Origin of the sequence: Acinetobacter soli (assembly GCF_000760595.1) — a bacterium.
Taxonomy (GTDB): Bacteria; Pseudomonadota; Gammaproteobacteria; order Pseudomonadales; family Moraxellaceae; genus Acinetobacter; species Acinetobacter soli.
In genome coordinates, this window is the sequence record NZ_BBNM01000003.1 from 187,726 (window position 1) to 202,127 (window position 14,402).

12 protein-coding genes are annotated in these 14,402 nt (G+C 41.8%); 3 read left to right on the forward strand and 9 right to left on the reverse strand.

The genetic code is table 11. The annotated features are described in order from the left end of the window. The first annotated feature begins 272 nt into the window (after positions 1-272). Positions 273-3,959, forward strand: coding sequence for a methionine synthase (metH, locus tag Aso01_RS05335; RefSeq protein ID WP_004936011.1), 3,687 nt, complete (start codon positions 273-275; stop codon positions 3,957-3,959). 39 nt (positions 3,960-3,998) lie between these two features. Here metH and Aso01_RS05340 read toward each other — a convergent pair whose 3' ends face one another. Next, positions 3,999-4,295, reverse strand: a complete 297-nt coding sequence (locus tag Aso01_RS05340) for a cold shock domain-containing protein (RefSeq protein ID WP_004936009.1) — start codon at positions 4,293-4,295, stop codon at positions 3,999-4,001. A 161-nt stretch (positions 4,296-4,456) separates the two neighbouring features. Further along, positions 4,457-6,511, reverse strand: a complete 2,055-nt coding sequence (locus Aso01_RS05345; protein WP_039910031.1) for a TonB-dependent siderophore receptor — start codon at positions 6,509-6,511, stop codon at positions 4,457-4,459. A 359-nt stretch (positions 6,512-6,870) separates the two neighbouring features. On the opposite strand from Aso01_RS05345, the gene Aso01_RS05350 reads away from it, so the two are divergent. Next, entirely contained in the window at positions 6,871-7,995 is a 1,125-nt protein-coding gene (locus Aso01_RS05350; RefSeq protein ID WP_111812057.1) for an aldose epimerase family protein, read from the forward strand. A 60-nt stretch (positions 7,996-8,055) separates the two neighbouring features. On the opposite strand, the gene Aso01_RS05355 is transcribed toward Aso01_RS05350, so the two are convergent. Continuing rightward, complete coding sequence (locus tag Aso01_RS05355; protein WP_004936001.1) at positions 8,056-9,270, reverse strand: MFS transporter; 1,215 nt, start codon at positions 9,268-9,270, stop codon at positions 8,056-8,058. A 103-nt stretch (positions 9,271-9,373) separates the two neighbouring features. On the opposite strand from Aso01_RS05355, the gene Aso01_RS05360 reads away from it, so the two are divergent. Then, the gene (locus tag Aso01_RS05360; RefSeq protein WP_004935996.1) at positions 9,374-10,180 is read left to right on the forward strand and encodes an AraC family transcriptional regulator; all 807 of its coding nucleotides are present in this window, start codon (positions 9,374-9,376) and stop codon (positions 10,178-10,180) included. On the opposite strand, the gene def is transcribed toward Aso01_RS05360, so the two are convergent. The 6 genes from def to pgaD form a co-directional block, all read right to left on the reverse strand. Beyond that, positions 10,148-10,639, reverse strand: a complete 492-nt coding sequence (def, locus tag Aso01_RS05365; protein ID WP_004935993.1) for a peptide deformylase — start codon at positions 10,637-10,639, stop codon at positions 10,148-10,150. The genes Aso01_RS05360 and def overlap by 33 nt on opposite strands. Next, positions 10,639-11,490, reverse strand: coding sequence for a Cof-type HAD-IIB family hydrolase (locus Aso01_RS05370; protein WP_004935991.1), 852 nt, complete (start codon positions 11,488-11,490; stop codon positions 10,639-10,641). The genes def and Aso01_RS05370 overlap by 1 nt, the downstream gene beginning before the upstream one ends. Before the next feature lie 254 nt (positions 11,491-11,744). Then, a complete protein-coding gene (locus Aso01_RS05375) occupies positions 11,745-12,029 on the reverse strand; it encodes a hypothetical protein (RefSeq protein ID WP_004935989.1) in 285 nt (94 codons plus the stop codon). Next, entirely contained in the window at positions 12,026-12,604 is a 579-nt protein-coding gene (pnuC, locus tag Aso01_RS05380; RefSeq protein WP_004935986.1) for a nicotinamide riboside transporter PnuC, read from the reverse strand. Before pnuC ends, Aso01_RS05375 begins: the two co-directional genes overlap by 4 nt. A gap of 64 nt (positions 12,605-12,668) precedes the next feature. Beyond that, the gene (locus Aso01_RS05385; RefSeq protein WP_004935981.1) at positions 12,669-13,805 is read right to left on the reverse strand and encodes an acyltransferase family protein; all 1,137 of its coding nucleotides are present in this window, start codon (positions 13,803-13,805) and stop codon (positions 12,669-12,671) included. A gap of 173 nt (positions 13,806-13,978) precedes the next feature. Then, positions 13,979-14,392 carry a poly-beta-1,6-N-acetyl-D-glucosamine biosynthesis protein PgaD gene (gene pgaD, locus Aso01_RS05390; RefSeq protein WP_004935979.1) on the reverse strand — a complete coding sequence of 138 codons (414 nt, stop codon included), beginning with the start codon at positions 14,390-14,392 and terminating at the stop codon, positions 13,979-13,981. Positions 14,393-14,402: the final 10 nt, after the last annotated feature.

The following is a 14,402-nucleotide window of genomic DNA, read 5'->3' on the forward strand; positions in this document are numbered from 1 at the left end:
ACTTAATAGTTTTAATAAGTTTATGACAGGCTTATAATTTAATTTGTCATAATTGCCGAAAAAAATGACACTTAACTTAAATGAAGCGCTAAGCTGCTGCCTGTTTAAGCATTTTGAAAGTTAATTATTTCACTTTGATGAAATTTTCAGCGCTTAAAGTAAAAAATGACTCATCACATTTTTTTGATCGCATCAGTTCTTGATGAAAATGACATCAAATACCATGGCTTCTGTTACAATAATGCGCATTTTTAAATCGTTAGGGGTTCTCCATGTCGACGCTAGCCACCCTCAAAGAGCTGCTTGCCAAGCGCATTCTCATTATTGATGGTGCGATGGGTACCATGATTCAACGCCATAAGCTTGAAGAAGCAGATTATCGTGGTGAGCGTTTTGCAGACTGGGCACATGACCTTAAGGGCAATAACGATCTGCTGGTGTTAACCCAGCCTCAAATTATACAAGGTATTCATGAAGCGTATCTTGAAGCGGGTGCCGATATTATCGAAACCAATAGCTTTAATGGTACTCGCGTGTCGATGTCGGATTACCATATGGAGGAATTGGTTCCCGAGATTAACCGCGAAGCAGCACGTTTGGCAAAAGCCGCGTGTGAGAAATACAGTACCCCAGATAAACCGCGCTTTGTTGCAGGGGTATTGGGTCCGACATCACGTACCTGTTCCATTTCTCCCGATGTCAATAATCCTGCATTTCGTAACGTCACCTTCGATGAACTTAAAAACAACTATATTGAAGCCACACATGCCTTGATTGAAGGTGGCTCGGATATCATTCTCATCGAGACCGTTTTCGATACCTTAAACTGTAAAGCGGCAATTTTTGCGGTTAAGGAAGTCTTTAAGCAGATCGGTCGTGAACTGCCCCTCATGATCTCAGGCACCATTACCGATGCATCGGGGCGTACTCTCACTGGTCAGACGGCTGAGGCATTTTGGAACTCTGTACGCCACGGCGATTTACTTTCGATTGGCTTTAACTGTGCACTCGGTGCAGATGCCATGCGTCCGCATGTTAAAACCATTTCCGATGTCGCCGATACTTTTGTTTCAGCGCACCCAAATGCCGGATTGCCGAATGCATTTGGTGAATACGATGAAACACCGGAACAAACGGCGGCTTTCTTAAAAGAGTTTGCCGAAAGCGGTTTGATTAATATTACCGGTGGTTGCTGTGGTACAACGCCAGATCACATCCGTGCAATCTACAACGCGGTAAAAGATATTCAGCCACGTTCAGTGCCTGAAACAGTTCCTGCTTGTCGTTTAAGTGGTTTAGAGCCATTTAATATCTATGACGATTCATTGTTTGTGAATGTCGGTGAACGTACCAATGTCACGGGTTCGAAAAAGTTTTTGCGTTTAATCCGTGAAGAACAATTTGCCGAGGCATTGGAAGTTGCACAGCAACAAGTTGAAGCAGGCGCTCAAATCATCGACATCAATATGGATGAAGGCTTGCTCGACTCTCAAAATGCCATGGTGCATTTTTTGAATCTGGTGGCCTCTGAGCCTGAAATCTCTCGTGTGCCCATCATGATTGACTCATCGAAGTGGGAAATTATTGAAGCGGGCTTAAAATGTGTTCAGGGTAAGCCTGTCGTCAACTCCATTTCGCTTAAAGAAGGCTATGATGAGTTTGTCGAAAAAGCGCGTCTGTGCCGTCAATATGGCGCGGCTGTCATTGTGATGGCGTTTGACGAAGTCGGTCAGGCCGATACCGCTGAACGTAAGCGCGAAATCTGTAAACGCTCCTATGATATTTTGGTAAATGAAGTCGGCTATCCGGCTGAAGATATCATTTTTGATCCAAACGTGTTTGCGGTCGCAACCGGTATTGAAGAACACAATAATTATGCGGTTGACTTTATTGAAGCAACTGGCTGGATCAAACAGAATTTACCTCATGCCATGATTTCTGGCGGCGTATCTAACGTCTCCTTCTCTTTTCGTGGCAATGAACCCGTCCGTGAAGCCATTCACTCGGTATTTTTATATCATGCTATCAAGCAAGGCATGACCATGGGGATTGTCAATGCGGGCCAAATGGCCATTTATGACGATATTCCAAAAGAATTAAAAGATGCTGTTGAAGATGTGATCCTGAATCAAAATCAGGGTGAATCTGGTCAAAATGCTACCGAAAAATTGCTTGAAGTGGCTGAGAAATTTCGTAGCCAAGGCGGCAAGGTCAAAGAAGCCGAAAACCTTGAATGGCGAAATCAACCAGTCGAAAAACGTCTGGAATATGCCTTGGTTAAAGGTATTACCACCTTTATTGATCAAGATACCGAAGAAGCACGCCTGAAATCTAAACGTCCGCTAGATGTCATTGAAGGCCCGCTGATGGATGGTATGAACGTGGTGGGTGATCTGTTTGGTTCTGGAAAAATGTTTTTGCCGCAGGTGGTTAAATCGGCCCGTGTAATGAAGCAGGCGGTGGCATGGCTGAATCCGTACATCGAAGCGGAAAAAGCAGAGGGACAAACCAAAGGCAAAGTACTCATGGCCACGGTAAAAGGTGACGTACATGATATTGGCAAGAATATTGTGGGCGTGGTGTTGGGGTGTAATGGTTACGATATTGTCGATTTGGGCGTGATGGTACCCGCCGAGAAAATTTTGCAAACTGCGATCGATGAAAAGTGTGACATTATTGGCCTATCTGGACTGATTACACCGAGCCTAGACGAGATGGTATTTGTGGCCAAAGAAATGCAGCGTAAAGGCTTTAGCATTCCCCTTCTTATCGGTGGAGCAACCACCTCAAAAGCGCATACCGCAGTCAAAATTGAACCACAGTATCAAAATGATGCCGTGATTTATGTCGCAGACGCCTCACGTGCTGTGGGTGTCGCCACCACACTGCTTTCCAAAGAAATGCGCGGTACATTTATTGAAGAACAACGTGCCGAATACGCCAAAATTCGTGAGCGTCTCGCCAACAAGCAGCCAAAAGCCGCCAAGCTTAGCTATTTAGAAGCAGTAAAAAATGGCTTTAATATTGACTGGAATGCCTACGTACCACCTAAACCAAATCTGCTTGGCGAAAAGGTCATTACCCAGTATCCGCTTGAAAAACTGGTGCCATATTTCGATTGGACTCCGTTTTTTATCTCGTGGAGCTTGACCGGAAAATTTCCAAAAATTCTAACCGATGATGTGGTAGGAGAAGCCGCGACTGATTTATATAATCAAGCTCAGGCGATGCTTCAAGATATTATTGAAAATAAGCGCTTTGATGCCCGAGCTGTATTTGCGTTATACCCTGCCAAACGAACGGGAGATGACACGGTCTCTGTTTATGATATGCAAGGTAACGCCACACATCGCTTTGAGCATTTGCGTCAGCAGTCCGATAAAGTGACAGGTAAACCAAACTTGTCACTTGCAGATTTTATTAGCCCAGCCGAGCAACATACCGATTACCTAGGTGGATTTACCGTCTCGATTTTTGGTGCAGAAGAACTCGCAAATGAATATAAAGCCAAAGGAGATGACTATTCTGCAATTCTGGTTCAATCCTTGGGAGATCGTTTTGCCGAAGCCTTTGCCGAACATTTGCACGAACGGATTCGTAAAGAATATTGGGGCTATCAACCAGATGAAAATCTCGACAACGATGCCTTAATTAAGGAAAAGTATGTCGGAATTCGACCTGCACCCGGTTACCCTGCATGCCCAGAGCATTCAGAAAAAGCAGTGTTGTTTGACTGGTTAGGTTCAACAGATAAGATTGGAACCTATTTGACCAGCAGTTTTGCCATGTGGCCACCTTCAAGTGTCAGCGGCTTTTATTATAGCTTGCCGCAATCTGAATACTTTAATGTCGGTAAGATTTCTCAGGATCAGCTTGAAGACTACGCCAAACGTAAAGACTGGACACTGGATGAAGCGAAACGTTGGTTAGCGCCAAATTTAGATGATTCGATCAACTAAAGTTAAAAAATCCCTCGTTGAAGAGGGATTTTTTTTAAATCATTTATTTTTAAAATTTGAGAGTAAAGCCGACGTAATCGTCGTGTTATTTTCCACTGCACGTGATTTTTTGGCTTTTGCAGACTGATCGACCACACGCTGAATTTTAACTGCTTTAAACTTACCGTTATTTTCAACCACCATAAATTTCACACGTTCATTGCGCTTAGGCTCACCGTCTTCAAGTGGAAAGTCTGAAATATGAAAAAAGACATCTTGCTCTAGGCCGCCAATAAAACCATAGCCTTTAGTGGCGTCGTATTGCTTGATTTTGCCCTGATAAACTTCAGATTTCATAAATTATGCCCGTAGCGTTACTCAATCCCCCATTATACCTCAAACTTGAATCAGCGCGACAATCAAGCACGAGCGTTCTTTGCAGATATACTGATTGCTCTATATGGATTAAAAAAAAGCGCAGCCTGAATGCTGCGCCTGATGACAAATGCGGGATTGAGTTAAAACTGATACTTTAATCCGACCTGCAACAAACGTGTTTGACCTGGATATACATAAGCATTAAAGGCACTATCATCATATTTTTTATCGAAAATATTTTTCACGCTTGCATTTAAGCGCAGTGCTTTTGATACGTTGTAGTAAGCGATTAAATCTGTCACAGCATATGCTTTCATATTATAAGTTGTGTTCGATGTCTGACCTTTACGATCTGAAATAAAGCGCTGATTCATTCCTAGCCCCAAACCGTTCAATGTACCCGAGTCAAACTCATACACACTCAATAAATTGAAGGTATTCTTTGGAATATTCGCCAGACGCGTTCCTTTCAATAAAATATTGTCTTTCACCACTTCAGTATCTGAATAAGTATAATTGGCAATCGCTTTCCATTGTGGTGTGATATGACCACTCAGATTGAGCTCAAAACCTTGACTTTGTACCTCGCCCGCTGCCACTGACTTATTGATATTCACTGGATCTGGTGTCAGCACATTTTTCTTTTTAACAAAGAAAATAGCACTATCGAATGCTAAGCGATCATCTAATAATTGTAACTTCGAACCAATTTCATAAGACATACCTTTCTCTGGATCAAAACCTTGTCCGAAACGGTCTGAACCAGTATTCGGTTTGAATGACTGACTGATATTGCCATATACATTCCATTGATCTGTCAATGAATATACCAATCCGATACGTGGCACCAGTGCATTAAAATCTTTGGACCACTGGCTTTGATTTAAGTGATTTGTATATTCATGTTGATAATGCTCGTATCTCATACCAATCAATGTTTTAAGTCTGTCATTCAAATCAATCTGATCTTGTACAAAATAGGCAAGGCTACGTAATTTCTCGCGATCATCAAGTGCTGGGCTGTCTAAAGCAGGCAACGATGCGCCATAAATTGGATTTGTAATATCAAGATCAAAATTATTGCCCGATGAGCGAATGATATAAGATTTATAGTCGTACTGTTCAGCCTCAACGCCAGTGACCAGCGTATGCTGCATGTTAAATAAATTAAATTTTCCTTGCACATTTGCCTGAATATTTTTATCAATCCAGTCTAATCTTCTCCAGTTATAGTTACGCTTGATCACCTGACCATCGGTATTTGCTTTGAGCCCGCTGGCTTCAACCGCATAGCCATATAACTCACCATTTAGATATTGTCCGCCTACATTTAACGTCCAGTCATCATTGAGTTGATGCTCCAGTCTGAGTTGTAACATATCATTATTGTTGTAAAGTAAATTACGTTGCTTGCCAGATTCCCACCAATATTCTTTGGAATCAAAATACGTGGTTTGCTGATTTGGATATCGGGTAAAGCCACGATCTAGCGGATGACGGTTACGTAATATGTCGGCTTCAAATGTGAGCTTGGTATAGTCAGATGGTGTCCACTGAAGTACTGGTGCAATACTAAAACGCTTGGATTTTACATGATCACGATACGTCTCACCGTTTTCACCTGCAATATTTAAACGATAGGTCAGCGTCTTATCTGTATTCATTGCGCCAGTCGTATCAAGTGTAGCCTGATACAAACCTTCACTGTCTAAACCCGCACCTAGAATTGTTGTGTGTTCTGTATTAGGTGTTTTACTCGTTATATTAAATGTTCCCCCGGGGTCAGTTCGTCCATACAAACTGGATGCAGGACCTCTGAGCACATCAATTCGCTCTACGTTATATTGGTTAGGCGCGTTTGGATAGCCGCGATTAATTGGAAAACCATTACGAAAATATTCACCACTGGTAAAACCGCGTACGGTGTAGGTGGTCAGTCCTTGTCCTCCAAAATTATTGCCACGCCCTACGCCGACCACATCAAGCGCCTCTGTGAGTCGTGATGGCGCCAAATCTTTTAATATAGCAGGACTAATGACACTGACCGACTGAGGTGTATCCTTGAGTGGAGTATCGGTTCGAGTTGCAGAATCAGATGTTTTTACATGATATGTATGTGCTTGATCACTTTGTGACTGCAACATAATGACAGGCAATTGATTAATTTGATCTTGAGCATGGGTATAGCTATACATGCCGACAGATAGGAGACAAAGATACTGAAAACTGACTTTAAACAAGAGGATTCTTCCTTGAAATAAGAACCGATTATATTAATAATACAAAAATTAACAATAACCATTATCAATTATTTATTTAACAATTGACTCAGATGAGAGTTATTATTGGCATTCATGACAAAACGACAGGAAATTATTAGAAATTTGAATGCTAAAATCGCGTTTCAACATATATTGATCAGTTTTTATATTGATACAGGATTGATCCAATAAGAATATCTTACAAAACCCATGGCTATTATTGACACCTAAAATTGATTTAAAAAATATATCTAAAAGAGGAACATCGAGTGATTTTTAAAGAATTAGCTTATTTGAATCTGTTCAGTCTGTTGTTTGCTTCAACGACCTTTGCAGCCACATTAACACAGCAGCCCTATGGTAAGACAAAAGATGGACAAGCTGTCCAATTATATACCATGCAGAATGATCGAGGTACATCGGTATCGTTTATCAGCTTTGGTGGCGTTATTACTCACATCATGACACCCGATGCCCAAGGCAAAAAAGACAATATTGTGTTAGGGTTTGATAACTTACATGGTTATGAAGTGGTTGATACTGAACAAGGCATTCATTTTGGTTCGTTAATTGGACGTTATGCCAACCGTATTGGGCATGGTTCGTTTACCTTAGATGGCAAAACGTATCATTTAGAAAAGAATAATGGTCCCAATACTCTACATAGTGCAGGCTTAGGCTACGATAAACGTGTATGGCAGGTTCAACCGCTTATTTCTAAAGGCAAAGAAGTCAAAGCTTCGTTAAAACTGACCAGTCCAGATGGAGATCAGGGATTTCCGGGGAAGCTTGATGTAGAAGTTATTTATAGTTTATCGGATGACAACGCCTTTACAATTGAATATAAAGCGAAAACAGATAAACCGACCGTGATTAACTTAACCAATCACAGTTATTTTAATCTGTCGGGCGCGCAAAATAGCCCTTATGGTGTGATGAATCACATCGTACAACTCAATGCCGATCGCATTTTACAAACCGACAAAAACTCTTTACCCACTGGCGAAATTAAAAGTGTAGCAGGTACTCCTTTCGATTTCAGACAACCCAAAGCCATTGTGAAAGATATTCGACAAAATAACCAGCAATTGGCGTTTGGTTATGGCTATGATCAAACATGGATCATCAATTCAGGTCAAGATAAGTTACAACGTGCAGCATTTGTCTTCGACCCTCAATCTAAACGGACTTTAGAAATTCTAACGACCGAACCCAGTATTCAGATGTACACTGCCAATCACTTGTTAGGTCAAATTGCAGGCGCGAACGGCGTCCTGTACCGACAAGGAGATGCTGTTGCACTCGAAACACAGCATTATCCGGATAGTCCGAATCAAGCACATTTTCCTTCGACGCGTCTAGATCCGGATCAAAGCTTTCAAAGCAAAACCGTCTTTAAATTTGGTCTGAAAAATTAAGCTTTTATCGTGGCACCCTTTATTGTTCAAAACAATAAAGGGTGCTCAGCAAATCAAGTCTTATCTGGTTTTAGGCAAGAAAAATGCTGCTAGCCCCAATAGCGGCATAAATGAGCACAGTTTAAATACCCATTCAATCCCGTTGATATCGGCTAAATATCCTAGCCCTGCGGCTGCAATTCCGCTCACACCAAACATCAAACCAAACATTAAACCTGAAATCATGCCAACACGCCCCGGAACTGCCTCTTGTGCATAGACCACCATGGCGGCAAAAGCAGATGAGAGTATGAGCCCTGCAAGAATTGAAAGTATAGTAGTCCAGAATAAATCGGCATAAGGCATGATCAATGCAAAAGGTGCCATTCCCACAAAAGACACCCAAATGACAGCATTACGGCCAATTTTGTCTCCAATCGGACCGCCGGCGAAAGTTCCCACTGCCACAGCAGCCAGAAAAGCAAACAAATGGAGCTGCGCAGTTGGTAAACTGATTTGAAATTTATGAATAAGATAAAAAGTAAAATAATTACTAATACTGGCAATATACGTAAACTTGGCAAACATCAGTACGCACACCGTACCAATCGCCATAAAAAGCTGACGCCCATGTAATTTGTGAAGAGTACTATTGGTTTTGGTCGCCACTTTAGATTTGGCATGCTCGATAGACCAGCGACTCACCCGAGATAAAATACAAATCGACAAGATACTTAAAGCCACTAGCCATGCCAGTGCATGCTGACCAAAAGGCACAATAATTAAAGCTGCCAAAACTGGCCCGATTGCCGTTCCTGAATTTCCGCCCACCTGAAAAGTCGATTGTGCTGTACCAAATCTACCACCCGATGCAAGACGAGCCACACGCGATGCTTCAGGATGAAAAGTTGCAGAGCCCACGCCAATCAATGCAGCAGCAAGTAGTAACACCATAAAATTTGGTGAAAATGCCAACAATAATACACCACCTAAGGTCACGCCAGCCCCGATCGGGAGTAAGTAGGGTTTAGGATGTTTATCGGTGTACAGTCCAACCCAAGGTTGCAGCAACGAACCCGTAATTTGATAAACAAACGAAATCAGCCCAACTTGTGCAAAACTCAGGGCAAAATTGGCCTTGAGCATTGGATAGATTGCAGGTAAAACAGCTTGAATCAAGTCGTTGAGCAAATGGGCAATCGCCACGGCACCCACAATGTGAATGATCATTTTTTGTGGTTGTATCGGTGCGGTATTTAAATTGGGTGTGTCTTTCAACTGTACAGAAGACGTCATCCTTAAAAACTCCAAAAACAGAAGCAGAACAACTATTGTAATTTGTCATTTAGACGTTTATCTTCCAATAATTGTTGTCTAAGTGACATCTTAAACATTAAGTATGAAATCTAATAAACTGGTGATTGGCTTATATGCCGAGCGCTCTTATAAAGAAGTGTCGTATCCGCACATGCACTTACGTGCGCAGCTCCTGTATGCTTCACACGGCACCATTCAGGTATTGTGTAATGATCAGGTGTGGATCGTACCGCCCAAATGCGCTGTCTGGATTCCAGCACGTGTAGAACACAGTATGGTTTGTTTGAGTCAGGTTAAACTCAATACCGCTCTCATTGATGCACAAGCTGCGGCAGTAATGGGGAATTCATGTTTTTTAATCCGAGTCAGCGATTTGCTCCACGAATTATTGATTCGGTTAAATCTGTTGGAAGCTGAATCTGCAGCCAAACAAACTCATGCAGAAGCTTTATTAAATGCACTGGAAATTTTGATTTTCGATGAGATTCAAACTGCAAACTCGCTCCCTATTCAAATTCCATGGCCCAAAGATAAACGTTTAAGCCGTATATGTGAGCTGATGATGCAATCTCCCCAGCATACGAAAGATTTAAACACTTGGGCAGACGAAATGGGAACTAGCTCGCGCACACTTATGCGTCTATTCAAAAAACAAACAGGGTTATCATATCGTGGCTGGATACAGCAAATGCATATTGCACTGGCATTGAGTAAAATCGCAGATGGTCAATCTATGTCAAGTATTGCCGAAGCGCTGGGTTATAGTAGCCCGAGTGCATTTAGTGCCATGTTTAAACGCCATTTGGGTATTACCCCACAACAATTCAAAAGTTATGAAATGATGGAAGATCAGAATTTAATCACTGCTCGTAACACGATCGACAAATAAAATTCCATCCAGATGATCAATCTCATGCTGAACGATGCGCGCAATAAAACCTGTATACGTCGCCTCTATAAGCTGGCCTTGTAAAGTAAAATAACGAAGTTGAATCTGCTCTGCACGGGCAACTTGTGCACGTTGATCGGGTACGCTTAAGCAGCCCTCTTCACCCAGACAAAGGTGTTCAGATTGTGCATAAATCTCAGGGTTGATCATGACCACGGGCTGCATTTCAGGTGCATCGGGATAGCGCGGATTAGGGCGAGAAGCCACAATAATGACGCGCTTCGACACATAAACCTGAGGTGCAGCAATGCCGACGCCGTTTCTGGCCAGCATAGTCGCTTGCAGTGCTTCTGCCAAATGCAGTAGCCATGAAGAATTAAACTCAGACTCTGCAACTGCTGCTGCTTTGAGTTTAAGTATCGCTTCTCCCCGCTGCGCTACTGGCAAAATTGGCTGCATTAAGACATCGCCTCGGGTTCACAAAAAAGATCTTCAGAAAACCCTTTCGATTGCAGCACCAGATCAATAACATCGAGCACGCCTTCTTCTTCGTTGCTTCGAGCATGAAATTTGGCTACTTTTTTTAGCGCAGGAATTGCATTTTGCATGGCAAAGCCGTACCCCGCTTTTTGAACCATCTCGATGTCGTTGTTGTTATCGCCAATGGTCAGCATGGCATCATCAGCAATGCCCCATTTTTTTTGCAAAAATGATAGACCAAATGCTTTGTGCTTGTTTGGGATAATCAAGTCAATAAATCCAAAACCGCTTGAGACTGCTTTGGTCAGCTGATTTTGCACATAATCTTGCTGGTTTAAATACTGCTCCATGCTCTCAAAATCGTGCTCAACAGTGGTCAGCGTGACTTTACCAATTGGCTCCTTAACATCGAGGAGACTATCGACCTGCTGAATACTTTTGAAGTAGATATTTAATTTATCCAGTATTTTTTGCGATACATCCGAGCGAACATACGCGCAAGATTTAGCACATAAAATCACGCTACTGCCGTACTCAGATTCTAAATCACGCACCATGCGCTCTAAAGTGTCAGGTGCGTATGCACTATAATGAATTTCTTGATTTTGATCGGTCACATACACGCCATTTTCAGCAACAAAAGCGATTTCATGTGCGATTTCGGGAAAGTAAGCTTGAAGGGTATAGAGCGGGTTGCCACTGGCAGCAACGAACTTGATTCCGCGTTGTTTGAGCTGCACGTATTGCTTTAAAAAGCGCGCTTTGTTGTATTTCTTCTCTGAATTTAAAAACGTTCCATCCATATCGACTGCGATAAGTTTGACTGGCATTTATACCTCATGGTTGAGTGTGATGTTTATTTGTTGTTTCGCTATTATCTTAACAGTACATCACAGTTTTATGAAATCAATCACAAATTTATTTGGTATAAATTTGTTTGCAGATTATTTAACCGATTGAAGTAGTTTCTGGCGTGAAATTTAGCAACTCCGCGTATTCACAAGCTTTTTGCTAGTTTCTTGTACCCACAGAAGTTATATTTTTATTACATTAAATATGAATAAAATGCTCTGCCAATTATCTTCTAGATCAAATCTTTTTTTAGATAATCTACATGATAGCGATCGTGATCAATGCTGATATTGATCTTTTTCTGCTTATATTCAATGACAGCATAAAAACACTCAGCGCCATCATCTAAGCCTGTCGCTGAAAAAGTAGTCCCCTGCGGGAAATCGTTGAGCCACACAGCCTTATAAAAATCTGCAACCGAATCAAAATCCAAATAATACCCAGGATTTTTAATGATTTTTTCGGCCATGTGTTCAAATTGCTGCATCTTGTATGCTTCTAAATCCAAAATTGTCATGCAGATCTGGCCACATCTTGTTTACTTTTTACGCGCTCCCATTGCCACCAACCAAAAGCAGCGAGTCCCACAAAAGCAGCATAAAGCACCGCAGTAAGAAACAGCGCTTTATAAATAAACATCCCCACATAAACAATATCAACCACCACCCACAACATCCAGGTGGCAATATGTTTACGGCTGGTCCAGTAGGTGGCCAGCAAACTAAATGCAGCCAACTGAGCGTCTAACATCGGCACTGCAGCATCGGTAAAATGTTTTAATATTAGACCAAAACTTAAGCCAGCTACTGCTGCTATCAACATTTGAAATAATGCTGTTTGCGGCGCAAGTGGTTCGATGCGAATATCGTGATCGGTCTGCTTACCTTTAAGCCAATAGTAGAAGCCATAAAAATTGACCACCACAAAGAACGCTTGAAGAATCGTTTCACCATACAGCTTATAGGTATAAAACAAATAACCATAAAGCAAAAATGCAATAAAGTTGAACCACCAGCACCACATGTTACGTAAAACAGTCAGTGTCACGCCAATCACACTGATCAAGACAGCAACAATTTCAAGAGTAGACATTATCGTCACCCACACCCATAAAGAAAAAAACAGCCACTAACTTGCACATTCGAATGGCTTGTCGTTAAGCGCCTGCCCAATATTGCGCTAGTTTATTACTGATAAAAATTGCAAAACGATCTACCACGCGACTGTATATATCAGAGCAAATCAGTATCGCAACCAAAAAAACCAAAGACGCCACCATGAATGCACTGTCGTAATTAAAACCATGTTGTACACAGTAATTAAAGACAGGTAAACAAACGATATAGAGTAACATCAGATGTAATAAATATACCGAAAATGATAATTTGCCTAAATAAACAAAAACTGGCCGATCCAGCATACGAGACAATAGCGGACTCATTAAAATGCTGTACACAATCAGACTTCCCGAAAGAAAATTACAGTAATCGTAGGTTTTATCGCCTAAAAATTGATAAATTCCCTGATAAGCCAAGCTGGAGTTATGCGCCCCGGCAAGGTACAACCCTAAAGCCAGAAGTAGCGCTGCCCATGCATTTGAAGCAATACGGCGCCCATAGAAAAAAATAAGCGATCCTAAAAGAAAGCTGATTAATCCCAAGTACAAATCCATATTTTTAAATAGTGCAAAGCTTAGGGGAAACATCAGTACAAGGGTCAAAAACAACCCTGAGCTATATTGTTTAAGGTACAACAAGGCAAACAAAACCACAGACCCAATCAACTCAACTTGCATGGTCCAAAGTACCCAATTGACACTTGATTCAGCAAATAAAAACGAACCGATCGTGCCTTCGTATATAGCCTGCCCAAAACTTGAGTTTTGCTGAGCCAGTACTTGTAGCCAGTACTGTACTTGCGAGCTATCAATATCACTAAAATACAGCGCAGCCCAGAGTAAAATACATGAAATGAGTGCCGGAATGGCCAGTCGTGGATAACGCTTGATGAGCATTGATTTAATTTTTTGCTTCGGTGCGCGGCTATTGCCAATCACATAAGATAAGATAAATCCGCTCAGCACGAAAAAAACATAAACCGCCGCAGTTCCCGAATACCAAAACGTAAACGGTGAATGATGAATCCAATAGACCAGCGCATTTGTGGCCTGATCATGGTCGTCAAAATGATGTAAATACGGATAAAAACTCAAGCTTAAGTGCGAAAATACCACGGCCAGACAGGCTAAACCGCGAATACTTTCCACAGCATTTAATTTGCTTGAGTGTTGCATAAGGTGGGTCTCTTTTCCGATTCGTCTGTCAGCACAATGCCGCATTGATGAACGTTAGCGATACTGTTGCACACATGCAGGATGATTTTGATATGCCAAGAACATGAATGCCAGCTCACGGGGGTAAACTGGCATAATGATATGAATAATTCTACTGAACAGCTCGGCTCAGATCACTCGATATGTGTGATCCGTCCAGTTTCATCATGATGAATCACCGCTACCTTTTGAGCTCTACCTTGCTGAATTTCATGCTGGGTCAACTCAAAATAACGCGCATAATCGTCAATTTCTTTCTGTTTGGTCTTTTTTACACTTTTTGCTGGAATAAAATTACTCCACAGTAACAGCGCTATACAGCATACAATCAATGATGTAATGCCGTGCTCAACCCCAACACTCATTGCACTAAAGACACGGTGCACCAAATGAGTTTTTTGTAACTCGACCAACAACCAAACCAACAAAAACGGACGCCACAACAACAACCAACCTGCCCACATCATGGCAGTCGTAGTCGTTGAAACATAACGTTTATGCCAAGGCAGTTGGCGACGCAAATCGATAATCAAATTATTTGATTTCATGAACATCTAC

What these genes read in the sequence shown, in the direction of transcription:
- Aso01_RS05360 (WP_004935996.1), top strand. Translation starts at nt 9,374, where the DNA reads ATGAAATCTAATAAACTGGTGATTGGCTTATATGCCGAGCGCTCTTAT.
- Aso01_RS05345 (WP_039910031.1), bottom strand. Translation starts at nt 6,511, where the DNA reads ATGTATAGCTATACCCATGCTCAAGATCAAATTAATCAATTGCCTGTC.
- metH (WP_004936011.1), top strand. Translation starts at nt 273, where the DNA reads ATGTCGACGCTAGCCACCCTCAAAGAGCTGCTTGCCAAGCGCATTCTC.
- pnuC (WP_004935986.1), bottom strand. Translation starts at nt 12,604, where the DNA reads ATGTCTACTCTTGAAATTGTTGCTGTCTTGATCAGTGTGATTGGCGTG.
- Aso01_RS05355 (WP_004936001.1), bottom strand. Translation starts at nt 9,270, where the DNA reads ATGACGTCTTCTGTACAGTTGAAAGACACACCCAATTTAAATACCGCA.
- Aso01_RS05375 (WP_004935989.1), bottom strand. Translation starts at nt 12,029, where the DNA reads ATGACAATTTTGGATTTAGAAGCATACAAGATGCAGCAATTTGAACAC.
- Aso01_RS05340 (WP_004936009.1), bottom strand. Translation starts at nt 4,295, where the DNA reads ATGAAATCTGAAGTTTATCAGGGCAAAATCAAGCAATACGACGCCACT.
- Aso01_RS05370 (WP_004935991.1), bottom strand. Translation starts at nt 11,490, where the DNA reads ATGCCAGTCAAACTTATCGCAGTCGATATGGATGGAACGTTTTTAAAT.
- pgaD (WP_004935979.1), bottom strand. Translation starts at nt 14,392, where the DNA reads ATGAAATCAAATAATTTGATTATCGATTTGCGTCGCCAACTGCCTTGG.
- Aso01_RS05385 (WP_004935981.1), bottom strand. Translation starts at nt 13,805, where the DNA reads ATGCAACACTCAAGCAAATTAAATGCTGTGGAAAGTATTCGCGGTTTA.
- def (WP_004935993.1), bottom strand. Translation starts at nt 10,639, where the DNA reads ATGCAGCCAATTTTGCCAGTAGCGCAGCGGGGAGAAGCGATACTTAAA.